The organism is Neptuniibacter marinus, assembly GCF_001597725.1.
GTDB lineage: Bacteria > Pseudomonadota > Gammaproteobacteria > Pseudomonadales > Balneatricaceae > Neptuniibacter > Neptuniibacter marinus.
Map to the genome: position 1 here is coordinate 1 of NZ_LUTR01000020.1, position 20940 is coordinate 20940.

A 20940-nucleotide genomic window follows, 5' to 3' on the forward strand; every position below is an offset into this window, starting at 1 on the left:
AAGAGCGTTGCTTGGAACCAACCTAACGCTGCGAAGCGTTTCGTCTCAAGCGAGGCGCATATTCTACTTTGCGCCGCCTTAAAGTCAACCGTTATTTTGTGTTTTTCTGAATTAATTCTCAATCAATTCCAACACAACAATCAACTCTAAAACTTTCAAATCAAAACCAACAAAACCAAAGGTTTTCAAGGAGTTAATTCAACCTTTACTTAGGTCATTCAGCGCTGTTTTGCAGGCCTCCCTTAGCAAGGACGGCGAATTATAGACTCTTCCCAAACAACGTCAACAGGCAAAACTAAAAAACTGTAAAATAAAGGCAAAAAAGTGGGATTAAGCAGAAATCGGGGCGAAATTGATTATTTAGCGATCAAAATAGAGCGCTACTCATCCCCAGACACAAAAAAGCCGCTCTATATTGAGCGGCTTTTCCTTATAATCTTAACAATCAGGGCTTAACGCTTACACCAATTCGAATAGATGATGCTTTTTCTTACCTAACTTCACCAAAAAGTATTTACCAAAAAGCGCCTTTTCAGCAGCAAACATACCTGCAGCATTCATATTATCTTCCATGCCATGAGCTATTCCATTAACAACAACCGCATTTCGCTGCAAAGCATCTTTTACCTGCTTACCTGAAGGCGCCATTCCCGCATCGGCCAAAATAGCCGTTACTGGCTGATCGGAAACTGCTGCCACATCCAAGGCAGATGAAGGAAGACCGTCTTGAGCCAACTGGGCATAATCCTGCTCACTTAAAGTAGATGTATCGCCTGAAAACAGAGCTTCAGTTATACGTTTAGCTGCGACAAGCCCCTCTTCGCTATGAACTAGACGTGTTACTTCTTCAGCTAAGACTCTCTGCCCATCTGGGCGACCCTCGCGCGCTTCGTCCTCTTTTTCTATCTGTTCAATTTGACCGACAGACAAAAAAGTAAAATAGCGGAGGAAACGGTATACATCAGCGTCTGCCGTTTGCAACCAAAATTGGTAAAACGCATAAGGTGATGTTTTAGAAGAATCCAACCAGATCGTACCAGACTCTGTCTTACCAAACTTCGTGCCATCTGATTTGGTAATTAAAGGTAATGTTAAACCAAAAACTTGATTACCGTTCATGCGACGTGTCAATTCAGTACCGCCGGTGATATTACCCCACTGATCCGACCCACCAATCTGCAAGCTACAACCACGGGACTGGTTAAGCTGCTGGAAATCATAGGACTGAAGAATCATATAAGTAAACTCGGTAAACGAGATACCCTCACCTTCACGATCAATACGCTGCTTAACTGATTCTTTTGCAATCATCTGATTGACAGAAAAATGCTTACCTATATCACGCAGAAAGGTAAGGATATCGATGTTTTGCGTCCAATCTAAGTTGTTAACAACCTCAGCACTATTACTACCTGAATCAAAATCGATAAACGCACTCACTTGCGCTCTGATCTTTTCAACCCAGTTCGCCACGGTTGAATCATCATTTAACTTCCGCTCTTGTGCCTTAAAGCTTGGATCACCAATAAGGCCTGTCGCCCCACCCACAAGCGCTAACGGTTTATGTCCATACTCTTGAAAACGCTTGAGCGTTAATAGAGGTACCAAACTACCTATATGCAAGCTATCAGCAGTCGGATCAAAACCACAATAAAGCGTCACACTACCCTCAGATAGATGTTTTTCCAGCTCATCTTCGCTGGTCATCTGCGCAACCAAACCGCGCGCCTTTAGATCTTGTAATAGTGTTTCACTCATTGTTTTTGCTTAACCTTAAAGGTGGATATTAGAAAATAAGGAGGCTATTTTAACGGCAGCGAGCAAGCAAACAAATAGCTATAGACAATTATTTTTACTGGTTTAATTCAGCTAGGCTTAAGTTTTGACCGAAAAAGCCGACATTCTGTAATGAGAATGGCATAATACAGCGTTTATCTAATCAGACACCAACTAAAGGGGACTAGGGTGCCATATCGTTTGAAACAGTTACAAAAACAACTTCCTACGGTTCACCTAGTTGCGGTTAGTGCCTGTGTTTTTATTCTAGGCCTGACATTAATGTTACTTCCTTCGGAAAATGTTGAAGCTACGCGTGGCAGTATTCCGGCAACACCACAAAGCATTGAAACAGTAGCACCTAGTGCAACTCAACTTGCTAATACAAATAACGCCCCAAACGATGCAGAAACAATCGAATCGCCAGTGATGCCCCTCCCCATTGAGGAAAACTGGGTTGATTACACGATTGGCAGTGGTGACAATCTTACTTCGATGTTCAAAAAGGCAGGCTTAACTGCTCGTGACGTATATAACGTCGCCTCTGCAGCAAAAGGCTCTAAATCATTCACTCGCTTATTCCCTGGTCAAACCTTATCTTTTGTTATAAAGGAAGGTGAACTACATAAACTTCGCCACCGGGAATCAGAGCTTAAGCACACACTTGTCACGAAAACACCTACAGGGTTCAATATTGATATTATTGAACGTAAACCCGATATTGAGCACAAATATACTGCCGGTACTATTCAGGACTCTTTATTTCTAGCAGGCGAGGAAGCAGGGCTTTCCGGCAAAAAGATTATGGAGCTTGCCAGCATCTTCGGCTGGGATGTAGATTTTGTACTTGATATCCGAAAAGGTGATAGCTTTAGCTTAATTTACGAAGAGAAGTTTTTAGACGGAAAGAAAATAGGCGAAGGCCCCATTATTGCCGCTCAATTTATAAACAGAGGCAGCAAGTTCACTGCGCTACGCTATACCAATTCAGAAGGCGACAGTAGTTATTTTACGCCAGAAGGCTACAGCATGCGCAAAGCATTTCTTAGAGCCCCCGTCGGCTTTGCTCGCATTAGCTCTAAATTCAGCTTAAACAGAAAACACCCTGTACTTAATCGCATAAGAGCCCACAAAGGTGTTGATTATGCTGCACGCACAGGAACACCTATAAAAGCTGCAGGCGATGGAAAAATAATATTCCGAGGGAAAAAAGGCGGTTTCGGTAATGTTGTTATCGTTCAACATGGCAGCAATATAACCACACTTTATGCACATATGAGTAAATTTAAGGGTGGACAAAAAACAGGAACTCGCATCAAACAAGGACAGGTTATCGGTTTCGTTGGCAAAACTGGATTAGCAAGTGGCCCCCACCTTCACTACGAATTCCGCGTTAATGGTGTCCATAAGAACCCATTAACCGTTAAGCTACCGCAAGCACTCCCAATAGCCGAGAACGAACGCACGACCTTTAAATCAACAGCTAGCGCCTTGCTTGCCCAGCTTGAAACTTATCAGGCAACAACATTGGCAGCCCTTGATATGCAAAAACAGTAACGGTTATGGGTACTCCTGATATCTACATTGGCCTTATGTCAGGAACGAGCCTAGACGGCATTGATGTTGCTGCGGTTAGCTTCAACCCTAAATTGAAACTCATTGCCACTCACTCAGAAGCAATCCCTGAGCGACTTAAACAAAAGATCTTGCAGCTAACCCAACCCGGCGATAATGAAATCGATCTTATGGGCCTAGTTGATATTGAACTGGGCCAGCTATTCGCCAAAGCGACCAACTCACTTATCCACAACCAAGGCTTAGATAAAAAGCAGATCCACGCAATAGGTAGTCACGGTCAAACTATCAGACACCGTCCTGAATTTAGCTACACACTACAGATAGGTGATGCAAATATCATCGCTGAAAATACAGGCATAACCACCGTCAGTGATTTCAGGCGCAGAGATTTAGCCGCTGGCGGCCAAGGTGCTCCCTTAGTTCCAGCTTTTCATGACCAGATTTTCCGAACAACTAATCGCGACCGAATCCTGCTTAACATTGGCGGAATGGCAAATTTAACTTATCTACCAGCAATAGCCACAGAAGATGTACTCGGCTTTGATACAGGCCCTGGCAATGTACTAATGGATGCTTGGATCACACAAGCTAAGGACTGCCCTTACGATAAGGATGGCGCATGGGCGCAGACTGGAAACTGTGATGAAAAATTGCTCAACGACCTGTTACAGCTACCTTATTTTCACGAAAAGCCACCCAAAAGCACAGGACGAGAGCAGTTTCATCTAAGCTGGCTAAGTCGCAAATTGAAACCTTACTCAACAGCAGCCGCAGATGTACAAGCCACTCTCTTAGATCTGACGGCAAGAACAGTAACGGATTCGATCAACAAGTATATTCCCAGCAAAACATTTGAATTATTAGTCTGTGGCGGCGGAAGCAGAAACAAAACCCTTATGAATCGCTTACAAGAATTACTCCCCCACAACAAAGTCTGCACGACGGATGATGCAGGAATCGATGCTGATTGGATGGAAGCGGCAGCTTTTGCTTGGCTTGCCAAGCAATGTATAGAAAGCAGTCCAGGAAATAAGCCCAGCGTAACCGGCGCAAAAGGAGAGCGAATTTTAGGTGCAATCTATCAAACTTAGCTCGACCAACTAAAAATAGATGTATCCTTCGCGACGAAGCCGCTCTTTTTCTGCAGGACCTAATGGCACGGTATCAACAAAATCTGGAAGCTCCGAACGATCCACATTATTCATTCGCATCCAACTTTCGCAAACACGAATATCAATAACATGCTTCTTCTCAAGCCGCTCAGCTAAATCTAGTAACTCTTTATATTGCTCCATATTACGATTTCGGAACGCGTGAGCCTCATCACCATGCAAGACAAAAACAATAGGCTCATATGCATTCAAATTATCGACATCATCCGCAAGCATACTTGCCCGCTGAAAAAGCATCTCAACTTCACTTGGGGAGTTTGTTTTTATTAGCGCTAGATAATGTGGATTCGCAACCTCAGGAGCCACAGGAGATTGCGGCAGAGTATCAGCCGAACAAAAACTAGAGAACAGAAAAACAAAACTCGCAAATAAAAGACGCATACGCGCTCCTTAAAGAGATACTTATCTTTTATATCAGAGCAGAGAAGATATGAATAGGCTATGAATCAATCATCCATAGCCCTAATGATCAGGATCAAATAGAGAAGGAAGAACCGCAACCACAAGTTGTTGTTGCATTTGGGTTATTAATAACGAACTGTGATCCCTGCAAACCCTCTTTAAAATCGACTTCGGAGCCCGCTAAGTATTGAAAACTCATAGGATCGACAACCATGGTAACACCATTACGCTCAATCACCGTGTCATCTTCCGCAGCCTGCTCATCAAAGGTAAAACCGTAAGAAAAACCAGCACAACCACCACCTGTGATAAACACACGTAGTTTCAAGTTATCGTTTTCCTCTTCATCAATTAGAGATTGTACTTTTGCAGCCGCAGCCTCAGTAAACAACATAGGAGACTCTAGGCTTGGATCGACAGTTTCTATCATAGATACTTCTTCTAGGTACTTTTTAGGTACTTTTAGGTACTTAGTATATGAGCACAGGGACTATTTCGGTATTTGATTCAGCACATATACCGATCTTTTAATATACACCCTACCCACAGGTAGAGTGTAATTATCACCTTAACCAACCAATTTAGTCAAGTATTAAGGCATTAAGCCGACAACATTTAGTCCTGAAGCCTCATTAATACCGAACATAATATTCATATTCTGAATCGCCTGACCTGCAGCACCTTTTACTAAGTTATCGATAACCGAAAGCACGACCACAGTATCGTCATTCTGTGGGCGATGAATACTAATACGACACATATTGCCGCCTTTAACACTCCGCGTTTGGGGATGGCTACCCGCAGGCATCACATCAACAAACGGCTCATCGGCGTAACGCTCTTCAAACAAACGCTGTAGATCATGCTCAACCGGATCTTTTAAAACTCCGTAGCACGTAGAGTGAATACCCCGAATCATCGGTGTTAAATGGGGGACAAAGGTCAGATTCACCGGTCTTTCAGCCACCAGCGCCAAGCCTTGCTTAATTTCAGGTAGATGACGGTGCCCATGAACACCATAGGCCATCATACTTTCACTAGCTTCACACATAAGCATGCCGACTTTGGCTCCGCGCCCGCCACCGCTCACACCGGATTTACAATCAGCAATAAGACGACGATGATCAATAAGTTTATTCTCCAGTAGCGGCAGAAAAGCAAGCTGCGTTGCTGTCGGATAACAGCCTGGACAGGCTATTAATTTAGCCTCTTTGATTTGCTCCCGATTCACTTCAGGTAAACCATAAACAGCCAGCTCAGCCATATCTGGAGACGTATGCTCCATACCATACCATTGAGACCAAACATCAAGATCTTTAATACGGAAATCTGCACCTAAATCGATAACTTTGACACCATTATCTATAAGCTCTGCTGCCATCTTCATGGCAACCCCGTGAGGAGTAGCAAAAAACACGACATCACATGCACTTAGCGTTTTAACATCAGGCACTGAAAACTTAAGGTCATAAATACCTCGGAGATTAGGATACATGTCAGCTATGCTAATTCCCTCTTCAGATCGAGAAGTGATTACCTCAACCACAGCTTCGGGATGATTTGCCAACAACCGTAGTAATTCTACGCCTGTATACCCTGTGCCACCGACAATACCTACCTTAATCACAATAACCTCTCATCGAGTTTAAAAAACGATTATATATATTACTACAAAGCTATAATTCAATAACTACTAAATCGATAATTTGAAATAGATTCCCGCAGAAATACTTACATAAACAAAGATTACCGATGAAATACGCACCAAATCAAATGAAGCAACATTATTTTTTATATATGCCAAATTGAATCTAACCAGAATCTAAAAAATTATCTTTACAGAGAATAACTTAAGGGAAAAAGATGGGGAACGAGTATCGTCTAACAAACACAGGAGAGAAAAATTCAACAGCTATACACCTTACAATCAAGGAGCTTTCAGCCCGCTCAGCTCACAAGCAGCAACGGAATCAGCTCATTTTTATTTGCCGTTAAATCCTCCAACGTATATTTCCGCATGGTATCCGTAAAAGCCTTCATTCCTTCAACTAACGCTTTTTTCAACTCGCAACAGGGAAGCAGCTGACAGTCAGTTGACAGGCAGTCCACACCATCTAGGTGGTTTTCCAGCTGCTCTATAACCTCGCCAATATTAATCATCTCTGGAGAAGCCCCTAATCGGATTCCACCATTTTTACCACGAATAGTTTGCACATAACCTAGCTTTGCCAACTGCCCGATCACTTTAACCATATGACTCTGAGATACCTGATAAACAGCGGATACTTCCGCCACACTGCTTAATCGCTTCTCCTCTAGGCTGGCAAGATAAATCAAGGTTCGCAAACCAAAGTCGGTAAAAGCGCTTAATCTCATAGACACTCCTGAAACGATTAATATCTCTAATAAATAAAACGGGATATAGGCAACTATACCCCGTTTAATTGTCACGCAATAGCAGAAGTGCTCATAATATCCATATCAAAAAAACGCAGTAGCTTCTAACGACACTCGACCTGTATCTATGATAATTAATTCAGACTTTCACTTGGCCCGAAAACTTCATAATGAAGTCGATTATCATCGATTTTCTGCGCCTTTAATTGACGATAAATGACTTTCATAAAGGGCAGAGGCCCACAAAAATAATATTCAGCATCAATCGGACAGCAACGCTCAATCCAATCAGACGTAATATAACCCTGACTATCGTAATCAACCCCCTCTTGGGCCCCCGCAACATCCTCATAAAAAGTGAGTGCCGTTAATCCAGGAACGTCCCGTTTCAATTTCGCTATATGCTGCCCAAACGCATGGGTATGACGATTACGGGTTCCATGAAGCCAGACAATGTCGCGCGTATCCTGACTCTTCACCAGCTCATTTAACATACTCAGCATCGGCGTAATACCAACACCACCACTAATCAATACAACAGGCCGGCTATTGTCTTTCAAAAACAGATCACCCCCTGGCATATGAATAGCTAAATGGCTACCTATCTCAAGCTGCGTATGCAGGTAGTTAGACACCCGCCCTTCTGGTATCTCAGCCGTCGGCGCTGGTTCCCGCTTAACAGATATACGATATTCATCAGGGGAGCAGCTGTCAGAAAGACTATATTGACGAATCTCTTCATGCTCCCACTCTGAGTTAACTATCTTAACGCTGAGAAATTGCCCAGCACGATAAGAAGGGAGCGGTTCACCATCTACCGGTTTCAGGTAGATTGAACGAATCTCGTCACTTTCCTCAACTATATTACTCACACTAAATGCCTTAAACCCAATCCAGCCTTCAGCTTCAGCATTTGCATAAAGTTGCTGCTCCCGCCCGATCAAAATCTTCGCTAACTGCTGATAAGCCTCCTCCCAAGCCTTTAATACACTCTCAGTAGCCACTTCTTTACCAAGCACATCTCGAATCGCTTTAAGCAAATTTCGTCCGACGATCTCATATTGAGCAGGGGAAATATCAAGACTAAAATGTTTAGTCGCAATTTTTTCGACCGTCCCGCCTAATGCCCCAAGATTATCAATATTCGCGGCATAGCCTAATATAGCCGCCGCTAAGGTTGATTGCTGACGCCCACTGGCCTGACTGGCCATATTAAAAACATGCTGCAGTTCTGGATTTTCTGCAAATAGCAGCTCATAAAAATGCTTTGTGATAGCTTCACCTGATGCCTGAATAACAGGCACAGTCGATTTTACAATGGTCATTGTTTCAGTTTGCATAATCACCCTTACTGATCTATAAAATTTGAGGTTTTATTTCATTTAGATAGAAATAGAGGAGCACTAAAATTAAATGTTAACCCTCTCTATTTCGACATAGTCTGGCGTAATGAACGCTTTCCAAACACGGAAACAGTTCCCGTTCTTCAAAACGTATATGATCAGTCAGCAGCATCGCAAAGATCCTCAGCTGCTTAACATTATCGGCGTGCATCAGTGTTCGTAATTGTCGATGTTCATCATAAAAACGGGCCAACAATGGCTCATTAACATCCTGAACTAAGCACTCTTCCTCTTCGAAGTGACGATTAAGATCAGCAAGCACGACTGTTTTCACTTCGCACCAATAATCCAGCATCGCTTTAGCCTCTTGATCAGAAAACGCTAACAGCCGTTTTGCATGAACCAATGCCATATGATGCTCTCGACTTAAAGGCTTAAGAATTTCTGATCTTTTCACAACCTAGCTCCACCCCAAAACACAAAAACCATAACATTCATTTGAAATACATGTTATTTGGATGTAATATTCATGTCAAATGAATATTATTAGGAAGTACACTATGGTCATCTGGTCTACAGGGGAAATTTTTGTCTTTTTTGCAGTAATAGGAATGATTGTTTTTAAACTTTGGAGCGTATGGCACGTATCACTTAAGGCAGGAGCGAATAGAGAAGGACGCGTTATTTTTTTAGGCTTAATAACGGGCCTAACACTTTTCGGTATAACAGCAAAAATCTATATTTCCCATGTATTGAGTTAAATCCATAAGGTAGGCACTTCAATAAAAAATACCTCATATTTTTTATCTATCAGTTGAGGCATACAAAAACCTTAGAATAAGCTGCCCTAATTACAGGCGATTTTTACACCTCAACCCCCTCCTTATTTAACATATACATACTATTTTGATGGCTATAATAGTTCCACATCAAAAAAACCACATCACAAGCACTTAGCGTTGATGTACTGTTAACGTATACTAAGATCTAGCCGCCAAGCCAAGGCCTCTCAATTAAGTAATAAATATAATGTTTCGAAACACATTTTCCATGAAGCAGTTTCGCCATCGTCTAGCATACGGTGAAGCGCTCCCACAAATGGTAATATTAGGTATCCTATGCGGCCTCATTTGCGGCTTAGTATTAGGCTCATTCCGAACACTACTTGAAACACCGTTAGAGCACCTATTACCTAATCAAGACAGTGAAAACTTTGAAGGCCTACCCACTTGGCTTCATTTTCTTCTGCCCATTATCGGCAGCCTAGTACTGATCGCTATTCTATCGAGGGTCACACCCCTCAATCGAAAGGTTGGTATTACTCACCTCCTTGAACGCATGGCTTACCATCAGGGCTATCTACCTATAACTAACGCAATAATACAGTTTTTTGTGGCAGCCCTCGCTTTACTATTTGGGCACTCAGTTGGTAAAGAGGGGCCAGCTATACATTTAGGTGCGGCCTGCGGAAGCCAGCTTGGCCAACGCTTGAACTTACCCAATAACACCTTAAGGATTTTAGTGGGTTGCGGTGCAGCCGCGGGGATTTCCGCGACATTTAACACCCCCCTCGCAGGGGTTGTTTTTGCTATGGAGGTGGTACTTCTCGAGTATACGGTAATCGGCTTTATGCCGGTTATGGTCTCCGCAGCGACCGGTGCATTAGTCGTGCAGTTTATGTTTGGCAATGCTTGGGCACTTACCGTACCTACTATGCAGATAGAATCGTTGCAGGAGATACCTTATGTGGCGTTTCTTGGCGGTATCATTGGTTTACTTGCTGTAATTTTTATTGCGCTAATGAAAGCAGCAATGCAATGGTCTAATCATTCTTCGTTTGGTTATAAATCTAGACTTCTGCTGGCAGGCGTACTCACAGGTAGCGTAGCTGTTTTCTATCCTCAAGTTATGGGGATGGGATATGACACTGTAACCTCCGCACTACAGGGGGAGATAGGACTGGGTTTACTCTTTGGTATACTTATAGCTAAGTGTTTATTAACTCCTATCGTCTTGGGACTTGGCATGCCGGCAGGCTTAATCGGCCCCACCTTTTTTATTGGAGCTATAGCCGGTGGTTTATTAGGCATTTTAGGCAGCAGTGCAGTTAATCAAACCGTTGCGCATCCTGGTTTTTATGCCCTTCTAGGCATGGGGAGCATGATGGGAGCCGTCGCTAACGCGCCTATGGCCGCATTAGTCGCTATTTTAGAATTAACCGGCAATCCAAACATTATCTTTCCAGCGATGATATCAATTGTTGTCTCCAACCTTATTGCTAGATATGTATTCAGGATGCCCTCCATTTTTGTCATCAGTATGCATCTCCAAGGAATGGATTATCGCTACCGGCCTCTCACCCAAATGCTGAATTCTTCATCAGCACAAAGCTTGATGAATCGTAATTTTATTAATAGCGATCCAACCATCTCCACTCAAGGCGCGAGTAAAATACTCGAAAGCTCTCCAAGCTGGCTGCTAATAATAGAAGAGAGTAAGTACATACTACTCTCTCCTGGCGATTTACATACGGCAGTACAACAAGCACTATCACCAGAAGAGCAGATTGATTTACTTAGAATTCCTGCCCTCAGACTTGATACGAGTATGATTGACAGCAAAGCAACACTACAGCAAGCACTAGAGCAGATGGCTAGAGATGGGGTCGAAGCTTTATGCATTGTGACAGATCGCAACGAGATTCTTGGCCTTCTTACTCGCGATCAAATTGAAGCGTTTTACCGCGAAAACTAATTTTACCGGCAATATTACATATGCGAACAACCTTATCCGGATTATACGGCATTACAGACTCTGTACTTATGCCTACACTTGATCAAATGTTGATCCAAGTTGAACTTAGTATTTTAGGTGGCGCCCGCCTCATTCAGTATAGAGACAAATCCTCTGACTCTGTAAAAAGACAGAATGAAGCAAGCGCTCTGAATAACCTATGCCAAAGCTATAACGTCGCACTTATCATTAATGATGATATTGAGCTGGCATTAAGCACTGGCGCAGCGGGGGTTCATTTAGGACAAAGTGATGGCGAGCTAAAAGAGGCCAGAGACAAGCTAGGTAATGACGCAATTATAGGTATAACCTGTCACGACTCACTCACTCTTGCAGAAAAAGCAGAACAGCAAGGCGCTGATTATGTAGCCTTCGGCGCTTTTTTTCAGTCCAAGACAAAACCCCACGCAAAACCGGCTCCCTTTGAGCTAATCCACTTAGCCAAAGAAAAACTTAACTTACCAGTAGTGGCGATTGGAGGCATTAGCGTGGATAATGCAAGCAAAATTATCGCTGCCGGTGCGGATATGGTTGCTGTGATTCACGCGCTTTATGCCCAAAACGACATAAAAGCAGCCGCCCAACAATTCCACCAGCAATTTAATAACTGAATTTTAGAGAGTATAGACAGATGTCCCGTTCCGAAGAACTCTTTCAAGCCGCACAAATCCATATCCCTGGCGGAGTAAACTCTCCTGTACGCGCATTTAAAGGCGTCGGCGGCACACCTATTTTCTTCAACCGCGGTAAAGGTGCCTACCTGTTTGACGAAGATGACAATAAATATATAGATTATGTCGGTTCATGGGGCCCTATGATCTTAGGCCACTGCAATACAGCCGTGATCGACGCAGTCAAAAACTCTTTAGATAACGGCCTTGGTTTCGGCGCACCAACACAGATCGAAATCGAGATGGCTGATAAAGTTTGCGACATCATGCCTTCTATGGATATGGTTCGCATGGTCAGCTCCGGAACAGAAGCAACGATGAGTGCGATTAGACTAGCGCGAGGATTCACCAAACGCGATAAAATCGTCAAATTCGAAGGCTGCTACCATGGCCATTCAGATTCGCTATTGGTAAAAGCAGGCTCAGGCATGCTGACCTTAGGCGAACCAAGCTCTCCCGGTGTACCAGCCTCACTAGCCGAGCACACAATCACCCTAACTTATAACGACGTCGACAATGTACGCAAAGCCTTTGCCGACTGCGGTGATCAGATCGCTTGCATTATCGTTGAACCTGTTGCCGGTAACATGAACTGCATCCCTCCTTCTCCTGGATTTTTAGAAGGGTTGCGTGAAGTTTGTGATGAATATGGCACTGTACTTATTTTTGATGAAGTCATGACCGGTTTCCGTGTTGCCTTGGGCGGTGCTCAAGCGGTTTATAGCATCAAACCTGATCTAACGACTTTAGGCAAAGTCATTGGCGGTGGTTTACCGGTCGGTGCCTTTGGTGGCAAAAAAGAGATCATGTCCCATATCGCACCTTTAGGCCCCGTTTACCAAGCGGGTACACTTTCAGGTAACCCGCTCGCCATGGCTGCAGGCCTCACTATGTTGAATGCTATTTCAGAGCCTGGCTTTTACGAACAGTTAAGCGCAAAGGTGGAACTTTTAACCGAAGGATTAGAAGCCGTAGCGATGGCCAATGGTGTTCCATTCACAACGAGTCGCGTAGGTGGGATGTTTGGTCTATTCTTTACCGATCAAAAGCAAGTGACAAGCTTCTCAGAAACAATGCTTTGTGATGCTGATAAGTTCTCTGCATTTTTCCATGGTATGTTGGAACAAGGGATTTACTTAGCTCCATCGGCATTTGAAGCAGGCTTTATTTCAGCGGCTCATACCCAAGAAGATATTGAGGCAACTATTGCTGCCGCAGATAAAGTATTTGCGACGCTCTAATGACTATTTTCTTCTTACTTATTGACCTATTTTTATTTGTAGGCGCCCTGCTTTTGGCACGGCGCAGCTATAATCTTAGTGAACAAAAAGATCAGCGCGCTTGCATGGTTATTAGCCTAGCATCGGTGTTTATTGCTTGTTCTGCTGCTGGTTCACTGCTCATATATCTGCCAGCACAAGAGGTACAGACACTAAAACTGATGCTAGACAATCTTGCTTTTTTCGCCGGCATTCCCTTCATTGCCAGCGCATTTGTCGACCTGGCGTGGAATTTAAAGTGGTCAAAACCTGCGTGGGGACGCTGGCTTCTAGCATTATTCGCCCTATTCGAAGTCACTCGACGGGCTGATTTCGGAGCTCAATATAGTCAAATAATGGCGGTGTTAACAGTAATAGCCCTCGTTGTTAGTCTGTTAAAAACCCCATCTCCATTAGCCCGCATACCCGGTATAACTGCCGCTATTTTTTTTGCTGTGAGCTTATTAGTGTTCAGCCAAGGCTCTCTGATACCTTCTCTACAAAACAGTATCGGTAGTCATTTTTTCTTAGGCATCTCTTTATTTATGCTCTCCGCAACACTGCGCAAAAGTAGAATTTAATAGTAGATAACCTCCGCTATAACAACCATAAAAAAGGGACGCTAATACGTCCCTTTTTATATGAGATCCAGCTTTATGACTTAGTAACTGTACGCTTTATTTTTCGCTTGTTTCGCGCCTGCACTATCACCCACAGCCGATCGAATGTCCGCAATCAATAACCATAACCGACGTAACATAATTACATCCCCTATCGCCATATTCGTGCCTTTAAGCGCTAATTGTTCTGCTTGGGACCACTGCCCTTCAAGCCGTCGAATATCGGCCCACTGATAATAAATCTCTGGATCTCTTGGCGCGATCCGTTGAGCCCGCTCTAGACTACTTTCCGCTGCTTGCATCGAGCCGCTTCGTTTCTGCTGATCTGCACTTTTCAATAAAGCAATCACAGCAGGGTTCTGCGGCCTTGATGTCATTTGAGTCGGTACAGGCACAGATACTTGCTGCTCTGTTCGACTCTCACTAACAACCGCAGGTTTTACAATAACACCTGTTGACCCTGACTCTACTGGCTGAATAACACCGCCTTGCTCAGTTCTATCCTCAACCGGCGGGCGATAGCCTCCTGTTCCACTTACACATCCAGCCAACCCTAATATAGCGAAGCTGACACACCCCGCTTTAACAGCCGTACTCATACGTGATTTTTTTGTCTTAACTGCTGTCTGCAACATTGCTACCTGAACCATCTTTTAAACCAATCCAAAGATTCATTCTTTTGATTATCAGCACACACAGCATACTCTTGCGGAGCTGTACCTTTTATGAACGGTAATTGTCTCACACCTTCACACTGTTCGGCAGACAATAACCCTGTACTTTCTTCAATCCAATGATACTCAATACCTTCAGGTTGTACTGACATAAAAGAATGCGGTTGCTCTTTAACCATTAATTCGGTCCATACTTTTAAAGCACCACCGGAGCCCGTAAAAGGTAACTTACCGTTATTATCTAATCCCAACCACACCACTGCCATGCGATCACCGGCAAAACCAGCAAACCAACTATCACGTTGATCATTACTCGTCCCAGTTTTACCGGCCACATTTAAAGCCGCAGGTAGGCGGTTGTACACAGCCCGTCCGGTCCCTTCCCTCGTTACGGCTTGCAAGGCATATTGGATCAAGTGCATATTCTCTGCTGAAACCACTTGTTTTACATCAAAGGGATAACGTGACAACTCCACGCCTTCTGAATCCGTCACTAAACGTATCGCTCTCATTGGCGCTCTAAAGCCATTAGCTGCAATGGTTTGGTAGACCGTTGCAATTTCAAATGGACTCATTGATTCTGCACCTAACAGCAGCGAAGGGTAAGGTTTCGGTTTGCGACTAATGCCTAAACGCTGCAACATATCGATAACACGGTCTAAACCTATCGCCATCCCTAATTGTGCTGTACTTTGATTGTAGGACTTTGCTAATGCGCGAAAATAAGGGACCTTGCCATGACTCACATGGTCAAAGTTCTGGGGCACCCAACTTTTACCATTGGGCAACGGCACACTAACCGGTTGATCATCAAGTAAGGTTGCAAGCGTATAGCCCTCCTCTAGCCCCGCCAAATAAACCGCAGGCTTAACTAATGACCCGATTGAACGCTGCGCATCAAGCGCCCGATTAAATCCCTGATAGCGAGCATTACGCCCTCCCACCAGCGCGAGTACTTCCCCAGTTTGAGGATCAGTCACAACCATGCCACCTTGAAGCTCTTTAACCGGCTTACCGTAACGTTTCTGCAACGCTGTCACGGTTGTTGCTAATGCAGATTCACTATGTGCTTGTACAGTTGGGTTAAGACTTGTGAAAACTCTCAATCCTTCTGAGTTGAGAACCTCTTCAGGGTATTCTTCTCTCAACTGACGTTTAACCAGATCTAAATATGCAGGGTATGCCCCTTTATGTAAGCTGCGCTGTTTGACTATACCTAATGGACGTTTCTCTGCATCCAAGCGTTCTTTCATGCTAATAACGTCCTGCTCTTGCAAGACCTTTAACACGAGATCCCGACGTGCTTTAGCTCTTTCTGGATGTCGTCTCGGATCATAATAAGAAGGCCCTTTGACAAGACCGGCCAATAGAGCAACTTGATGAAGTTTAAGTTCATCAATAGGCTGCGCAAAATAGTACTGGCTCGCTAATCCAAAGCCATGAACCGCACGAGAACCCGCCTGACCTAAATAGACCTCATTAAGATATGCCTCAAGAATCTCATCTTTGCTGTAGTGCAGATCCAGTAACACAGCCATAGGAAGCTCCATCAACTTCCTTGCCAGCGTACGATCAGAGGTTAGATAGAAATTTTTAATCAACTGCTGGGTTAAGGTACTGCCACCTTGAATAAATCGACCTGCTTTGACATTCACCACCATAGCCCTAGCTATGCCTTTGAGTGAGATACCAAAATGGTTGTAATAATCCCTATCCTCTATTTGAATAAGAGCAGAGAGCAAGGCCTCAGGCGCTTGATCTAACCGAATCAGATCACGATCTTCGTTATCTTTTGGATAAATACCGCCAATAAGAATCGGTTCTAACCGGCTTAGGGAAATGTTTTTACCTCGGTCATCTCTAATCGAATTTAACTGCTTCCCGCTGAAGTTAAGCATCATCCTTCTAGCAGGTTCATCACTATCAGGAAAACTAAAACCTCGCGTATAAACCCGTGCCCGACTGGACGCCCACTCAACCATGCCCGGACGGTCTGCTCGGTTCACAAAACGATAGCCCAGACCTTTTAGTTCCTGTTTTAACGCTGCACGATCCAATACTTGTCCTGCGTACAGTTCTAACGGTCGCGCATAGACTTTTGCCGGTAACGCCCAACGCTTTCCTTCAAATTTATTTTTTACCTGGACGTCCAGATAAATCAATCCAATACCGCCTAGAACAAAGCCTAGCAGCGAAAGTTTTAACAATAAAAACAGTGTCTTTTTTAAGAAACTGCGAGGTTTTTTTGATGCTCTACCTCGACTTGATGATTTTGGTGCTCTCTTTTTTGCCATTCGCTAAGTATAATGCCTGTCCTTGGGGCTAGCGAAAAAGCAGCTAACCCGACCTAATAAATTAATTAGAACCTTTATGACGCTGTTAGATTCTCTACAAAAAGCAGACTTCTATCCTCATCCGGTTGATAAGATCGAGTTGATAGAAACCCATATCTCCTGGCTAATCTTAACGGGTAAGTATGCCTATAAGATTAAAAAGCCAGTAAACTTTGGTTTTCTGGATTTTACCACGCTCCTTAAGCGACAGCACTTTTGTGAAGAAGAACTACGTCTTAACCAGCGCCTAGCACCTGACATCTATCAACGGGTCATCGCTATTGGCGGCACTGAAGAGCAGCCGATCTTTGATATTGAAGACAACGACTCAGCTATCGAATACGCAGTACAGATGCATCAATTCGATACAGAACAACGCCTTGACCTACTTTTAGCAAACCAACGCTTTGAAGCCAGCTGGATTGACACACTGGCTGAACAAGTTGCCGAATTCCATAGTGTAGTCCCTATTGTTGCTCAAGACAGTCCCTGGGGGGAGCCCGATACTATTTGGGACGTTGTAGCAGACAACTTCACACATATACTCGACACTTTAGAGCACACAACAAACTTAGATGATTGCGATAAAGTTCAACAGCTATCAATGTACATTGCTCAGCGTTTTCGCAAATTAACGCCTCTCATGCAACAGCGAAAACTTGAAGGTCATGTACGAGAGTGTCATGGCGATCTTCACCTTTCCAACATCACGCTTTATAACAACGAGCTGCGTCTATTTGACTGCATAGAGTTTAATTTACAGTTCCGTTGGATAGATACAATCAGTGATATTGCTTTTCTACTGATGGACTTAGAAGCAAATGGAGAATTCCGCTGGGCTAACCGTTGCCTCAATAGATATTTAGAGATTAGTGGTGACTACCAAGCCCTACCGCTTTTGAATTTCTACAAAGCCTACCGTTCAATGGTGCGCGCTAAGGTTTCCGTATTAGGTGATATGCATGATATGAACAGCCTGCGGCGATACCTCCGCCTCACCGATTATTATGTACATAAACCTAAACCCACCCTGTTTTTAATGCATGGTGTATCAGGTAGCGGAAAAAGTCATTTAAGTCAGCAGCTTGTTGATACTACAGACACTATTAGGATTCGATCCGATGTTGAGCGTAAACGTCTCTTTAGGGAACTGAGTCTAAAAGGCGAAAAACTTGAGCTTTATAGCCCTAAGATGAACGCTCATACTTTCAATTTACTGTTTGATACAAGCTCCAATCTACTGCATAACGGCTATTCCGTTATTGTTGATGCCACCTTTATTCGCCAGCGCACCCGACAGAGCTATATTGATCTCGCTAAAAAACGCGGCATCCCGATCAGAATCATTAGCTGTCAATGCGAACAAAAACTAATAGAAGCTCGCCTAAAACGCCGAGAAAGTGAAGGAAGTGATGCCTCAGACGCTGACATTTCGGTAATGCAAGAGCAAAAACAGCATGAGCAGCCATTAACACCTGAAGAAGAGAAGATCACCGTTATCGTTGAAACCGATGATGATGATGCAATCAACCGATTATTAGAGCAACTTAGAATCCAGGAAGTTATTTTTTAATGATCAAATTATGCTCCTATTCAGATATTCCCGAAGGGGATGCTAAAGGATTTGAGATCCAAGGCAAAAAGCTAGTCGCTTTAAATTATCGAAATGAGATCTACATATACGAAAACAGCTGCCCCCACCGCAGCATTCCACTGGAATGGCAGCCCGATCAGTTTTTAGATTATGAAAAAACCTTTATTCAATGTGCAACGCACGGGGCCTTATTTAAAATCGATACAGGCGAATGTATCGCAGGGCCTTGCGTGGAAGATCAACTTAATAAAATTGCATTTATCCGCCAAGGCGATGACATACTGATTGATCTTTAAAAGGATATTTAAAGCACGACCGGTAATTCACGTACAAGACTAATCTGTGTTTCACTGATATCAGCACCATAGGCAATCACCTCAACTCCCGCCGCTTTAGCTTCTCGGAGCAAACGCCCATATTCAGGGTCTATATGATCTGCAGGTCTGACACGCTCAATACCTGTATGGGGCACACAAAATAACATAACTGCACGGTCCCCCTGCCCGACCATCGCCATCAGCTCACGTAGATGTTTCGCACCCCGCACCGTAACAGCATCAGGAAAACTACCTAGATTATCCTCTTCGAGCAGCGTGACATTCTTAACTTCAACCCAGACTCGTCCTTTTTCCTGATCTTCTAGCAATAGATCGATACGACTATTTTCCCCATACTTAACCTCTTGTCGTATGGACTCATAGCCTTGCAAGGTTTTAATCGTACCGTTCTCTATCGCCTCCTTAACCAGTTTATTGGCCCGTCCAGTGTTGATGCAGGCAAGGTATCGACCTTCAACCTCAACAAGCTCCCAACCAAGGGGATACTTTCGCTTTTCATTTTGGCTATCAAGCACCCAAACCTGACTACCTTCATCCGCGCAATTTTTCATTGAACCTGTGTTAGGGCAGTGAGCGGTAACCTCAGCCCCATTATCAAGGACTATATCTGCAAGAAACCGCTTATAACGTTTAACTAGTCGGCCTTGAATTAAATTATCTAGCTTCATAAACCTTTAATCCTTTTCTCTAAACGTTCAAGTGCCAACTCTATTCGGTCCAAGCCCGTAGTGTACGAAAAACGTATATATTCATTACAGCGATGGCGGCCAAAATCTAATCCAGGGGTGGCAGCAATATGATTCTCTTCTAATAACGACCAACAGTAATCAAAGGTATTATCGGTTAGATGTTGCGCCCCCGCATAAACATAAAAGGCTCCTTCTGGCATAACAGGTATAGAAAAACCTAATTCCCTCAACCCTTTAACAAGCAGATTTCGACGTAACCTAAACTGATCTTTACGTTCTTCAAAAAGAGCAATAGTGTCAGGTTCAAATGCAGCTAATGCCGCATATTGGGAGATCGTATGAGGAGAGATCATTAAGTTTTGTGCGAGTTTTTCTAATTCTGGCGCTACCTCAGCAGGAGCTACCAGCCAACCTAACCGCCAGCCGGTCATACCAAAATATTTAGAAAAACTATTAATAACAAAAGCATCGGGATCAATTGCTAATACCGAAGGCGTATCCGCCTCGTAGGTCAAACCGTGATAAAGCTCATCCACTACAAGCGAACCATGTTGCCGCTTAACCTCGGCAGCAATAGCAACTAGCTCGTCATAAGGTACAACAGCCCCCGTTGGGTTCGCAGGAGAGGCGAGTAACACACCTGCGGTTTCTGTTCGCCAATACTGTTTAACTAATTCGGCATTCAGTTGGAAATTCTGTTCCGCATCTACAGGTACAAGCTGAGACTTAGCTTCTAAGAAGCGTAAAAATTGACGATTACAGGGATAACCTGGATCAGCCATCATAAAACTATCGCCCGCATCGGTAAGCAATGAAAAAATCATTAACAATGCGCTAGACGCACCCGTTGTAACAATAATTCGCTCCGCTGACATATCTAGATTATATTTATGCTGATACCACTGACTGATCGCTTCACGTAACTCAGGAATACCCGCCGCAGGTGTATATTGGGTAAAGCCTTTATCGATCGCTGCTTTTGCGGCTTCAGCTATCGCAGGAGCGGCAGCGAAATCAGGTTCGCCGGCCTCCATATGCACTACATCAAATCCAGCCGCATCTAATTGCTTAGCTCTCTTTAAGAGGTCCATTACTTTAAAGGTTTCGATCTCAGCAACACGCTTAGAAGGCTGAAAACTCATATTGATTCCTGATTCCACAACAAATAAGTTAAGTATACCTAGATTCAACACAGTAATAATCAAAACAACGCCGCAAGCCTCTACTTTCAAGGGCTAAAGCAAAAATCAAGCCTGATTTATTACTCTTAGGTGTCTATTGAACAAATTTAGGGCTAGCAC

At 43.7% G+C, this 20940-nt stretch carries 19 protein-coding genes; 8 read left to right on the forward strand and 11 right to left on the reverse strand.

Annotation, left to right across the window (positions count from 1 at the left end; genetic code table 11):
* Positions 1–459: 459 nt before the first annotated feature.
* Complete coding sequence (gene tyrS, locus A3774_RS12560; RefSeq protein ID WP_067868044.1) at positions 460–1758, reverse strand: tyrosine--tRNA ligase; 1299 nt, start codon at positions 1756–1758, stop codon at positions 460–462.
* Positions 1759–1965: 207 nt separating this feature from the next.
* On the opposite strand from tyrS, the gene A3774_RS12565 reads away from it, so the two are divergent.
* Positions 1966–3333: an OapA family protein gene (locus A3774_RS12565; RefSeq protein WP_067868048.1), complete on the forward strand. Its 1368-nt coding sequence runs from the start codon at positions 1966–1968 to the stop codon at positions 3331–3333.
* 5 nt (positions 3334–3338) lie between these two features.
* Complete coding sequence (locus A3774_RS12570) at positions 3339–4445, forward strand: anhydro-N-acetylmuramic acid kinase (RefSeq protein WP_067868051.1); 1107 nt, start codon at positions 3339–3341, stop codon at positions 4443–4445.
* A gap of 9 nt (positions 4446–4454) precedes the next feature.
* On the opposite strand, the gene A3774_RS12575 is transcribed toward A3774_RS12570, so the two are convergent.
* The 6 genes from A3774_RS12575 to A3774_RS12600 all read right to left on the reverse strand — a co-directional run bounded on the left by A3774_RS12575 (position 4455) and on the right by A3774_RS12600 (position 9125).
* Complete coding sequence (locus A3774_RS12575; RefSeq protein WP_067868054.1) at positions 4455–4907, reverse strand: DsrE family protein; 453 nt, start codon at positions 4905–4907, stop codon at positions 4455–4457.
* A gap of 94 nt (positions 4908–5001) precedes the next feature.
* The gene (gene erpA, locus A3774_RS12580) at positions 5002–5358 is read right to left on the reverse strand and encodes an iron-sulfur cluster insertion protein ErpA (protein ID WP_067868057.1); all 357 of its coding nucleotides are present in this window, start codon (positions 5356–5358) and stop codon (positions 5002–5004) included.
* 162 nt (positions 5359–5520) lie between these two features.
* The gene (gene argC / locus A3774_RS12585; protein WP_067868060.1) at positions 5521–6555 is read right to left on the reverse strand and encodes an N-acetyl-gamma-glutamyl-phosphate reductase; all 1035 of its coding nucleotides are present in this window, start codon (positions 6553–6555) and stop codon (positions 5521–5523) included.
* Positions 6556–6875: 320 nt separating this feature from the next.
* Positions 6876–7304 (reverse strand): Rrf2 family transcriptional regulator, encoded by a 429-nt coding sequence (locus A3774_RS12590; protein ID WP_067868064.1) that lies wholly within the window; start codon positions 7302–7304, stop codon positions 6876–6878.
* Between the two features lie 155 nt (positions 7305–7459).
* Positions 7460–8665, reverse strand: a complete 1206-nt coding sequence (hmpA, locus tag A3774_RS12595) for an NO-inducible flavohemoprotein (protein WP_082792436.1) — start codon at positions 8663–8665, stop codon at positions 7460–7462.
* A 76-nt stretch (positions 8666–8741) separates the two neighbouring features.
* A complete protein-coding gene (locus A3774_RS12600; protein WP_067868067.1) occupies positions 8742–9125 on the reverse strand; it encodes a hypothetical protein in 384 nt (127 codons plus the stop codon).
* 572 nt (positions 9126–9697) lie between these two features.
* Here A3774_RS12600 and A3774_RS12610 point away from each other — a divergent pair.
* From A3774_RS12610 to A3774_RS12625, 4 genes are read left to right on the forward strand one after another with little or no spacing between them, the layout of a single operon-like run.
* A complete protein-coding gene (locus tag A3774_RS12610) occupies positions 9698–11422 on the forward strand; it encodes a chloride channel protein (RefSeq protein WP_067868073.1) in 1725 nt (574 codons plus the stop codon).
* Between the two features lie 20 nt (positions 11423–11442).
* Complete coding sequence (gene thiE, locus A3774_RS12615; protein ID WP_067868076.1) at positions 11443–12072, forward strand: thiamine phosphate synthase; 630 nt, start codon at positions 11443–11445, stop codon at positions 12070–12072.
* A 20-nt stretch (positions 12073–12092) separates the two neighbouring features.
* Positions 12093–13373 (forward strand): glutamate-1-semialdehyde 2,1-aminomutase, encoded by a 1281-nt coding sequence (gene hemL, locus A3774_RS12620; RefSeq protein WP_067868079.1) that lies wholly within the window; start codon positions 12093–12095, stop codon positions 13371–13373.
* A complete protein-coding gene (locus A3774_RS12625; protein ID WP_067868082.1) occupies positions 13373–13972 on the forward strand; it encodes a hypothetical protein in 600 nt (199 codons plus the stop codon). Before hemL ends, A3774_RS12625 begins: the two co-directional genes overlap by 1 nt.
* An 80-nt stretch (positions 13973–14052) precedes the next feature.
* Here A3774_RS12625 and A3774_RS12630 read toward each other — a convergent pair whose 3' ends face one another.
* Together A3774_RS12630 and mrcB are read right to left on the reverse strand one after the other, a co-directional pair.
* Entirely contained in the window at positions 14053–14661 is a 609-nt protein-coding gene (locus A3774_RS12630) for a tetratricopeptide repeat protein (protein WP_067868085.1), read from the reverse strand.
* Positions 14649–16892, reverse strand: a complete 2244-nt coding sequence (mrcB, locus tag A3774_RS12635; protein ID WP_331709320.1) for a penicillin-binding protein 1B — start codon at positions 16890–16892, stop codon at positions 14649–14651. The genes A3774_RS12630 and mrcB overlap by 13 nt, the downstream gene beginning before the upstream one ends.
* Before the next feature lie 163 nt (positions 16893–17055).
* On the opposite strand from mrcB, the gene A3774_RS12640 reads away from it, so the two are divergent.
* Positions 17056–18591 carry a bifunctional aminoglycoside phosphotransferase/ATP-binding protein gene (locus tag A3774_RS12640; protein WP_067868091.1) on the forward strand — a complete coding sequence of 512 codons (1536 nt, stop codon included), beginning with the start codon at positions 17056–17058 and terminating at the stop codon, positions 18589–18591.
* Positions 18591–18908: a Rieske (2Fe-2S) protein gene (locus A3774_RS12645; RefSeq protein ID WP_067868094.1), complete on the forward strand. Its 318-nt coding sequence runs from the start codon at positions 18591–18593 to the stop codon at positions 18906–18908. The genes A3774_RS12640 and A3774_RS12645 overlap by 1 nt, the downstream gene beginning before the upstream one ends.
* Positions 18909–18916: 8 nt before the next feature.
* Here A3774_RS12645 and sfsA read toward each other — a convergent pair whose 3' ends face one another.
* Complete coding sequence (gene sfsA, locus A3774_RS12650) at positions 18917–19618, reverse strand: DNA/RNA nuclease SfsA (protein WP_067868097.1); 702 nt, start codon at positions 19616–19618, stop codon at positions 18917–18919.
* Positions 19615–20781 carry a pyridoxal phosphate-dependent aminotransferase gene (locus A3774_RS12655; protein ID WP_067868191.1) on the reverse strand — a complete coding sequence of 389 codons (1167 nt, stop codon included), beginning with the start codon at positions 20779–20781 and terminating at the stop codon, positions 19615–19617. The genes sfsA and A3774_RS12655 overlap by 4 nt, the downstream gene beginning before the upstream one ends.
* Between the last annotated feature and the right edge of the window lie 159 nt (positions 20782–20940).

What these genes read in the sequence shown, in the direction of transcription:
- A3774_RS12640 (WP_067868091.1), top strand. Translation starts at nt 17,056, where the DNA reads ATGACGCTGTTAGATTCTCTACAAAAAGCAGACTTCTATCCTCATCCG.
- A3774_RS12625 (WP_067868082.1), top strand. Translation starts at nt 13,373, where the DNA reads ATGACTATTTTCTTCTTACTTATTGACCTATTTTTATTTGTAGGCGCC.
- A3774_RS12645 (WP_067868094.1), top strand. Translation starts at nt 18,591, where the DNA reads ATGATCAAATTATGCTCCTATTCAGATATTCCCGAAGGGGATGCTAAA.
- A3774_RS12590 (WP_067868064.1), bottom strand. Translation starts at nt 7,304, where the DNA reads ATGAGATTAAGCGCTTTTACCGACTTTGGTTTGCGAACCTTGATTTAT.
- sfsA (WP_067868097.1), bottom strand. Translation starts at nt 19,618, where the DNA reads ATGAAGCTAGATAATTTAATTCAAGGCCGACTAGTTAAACGTTATAAG.
- A3774_RS12610 (WP_067868073.1), top strand. Translation starts at nt 9,698, where the DNA reads ATGTTTCGAAACACATTTTCCATGAAGCAGTTTCGCCATCGTCTAGCA.
- erpA (WP_067868057.1), bottom strand. Translation starts at nt 5,358, where the DNA reads ATGATAGAAACTGTCGATCCAAGCCTAGAGTCTCCTATGTTGTTTACT.
- A3774_RS12630 (WP_067868085.1), bottom strand. Translation starts at nt 14,661, where the DNA reads ATGGTTCAGGTAGCAATGTTGCAGACAGCAGTTAAGACAAAAAAATCA.
- hmpA (WP_082792436.1), bottom strand. Translation starts at nt 8,665, where the DNA reads ATGCAAACTGAAACAATGACCATTGTAAAATCGACTGTGCCTGTTATT.
- A3774_RS12575 (WP_067868054.1), bottom strand. Translation starts at nt 4,907, where the DNA reads ATGCGTCTTTTATTTGCGAGTTTTGTTTTTCTGTTCTCTAGTTTTTGT.
- A3774_RS12655 (WP_067868191.1), bottom strand. Translation starts at nt 20,781, where the DNA reads ATGAGTTTTCAGCCTTCTAAGCGTGTTGCTGAGATCGAAACCTTTAAA.
- A3774_RS12570 (WP_067868051.1), top strand. Translation starts at nt 3,339, where the DNA reads ATGGGTACTCCTGATATCTACATTGGCCTTATGTCAGGAACGAGCCTA.
- hemL (WP_067868079.1), top strand. Translation starts at nt 12,093, where the DNA reads ATGTCCCGTTCCGAAGAACTCTTTCAAGCCGCACAAATCCATATCCCT.
- tyrS (WP_067868044.1), bottom strand. Translation starts at nt 1,758, where the DNA reads ATGAGTGAAACACTATTACAAGATCTAAAGGCGCGCGGTTTGGTTGCG.
- thiE (WP_067868076.1), top strand. Translation starts at nt 11,443, where the DNA reads ATGCGAACAACCTTATCCGGATTATACGGCATTACAGACTCTGTACTT.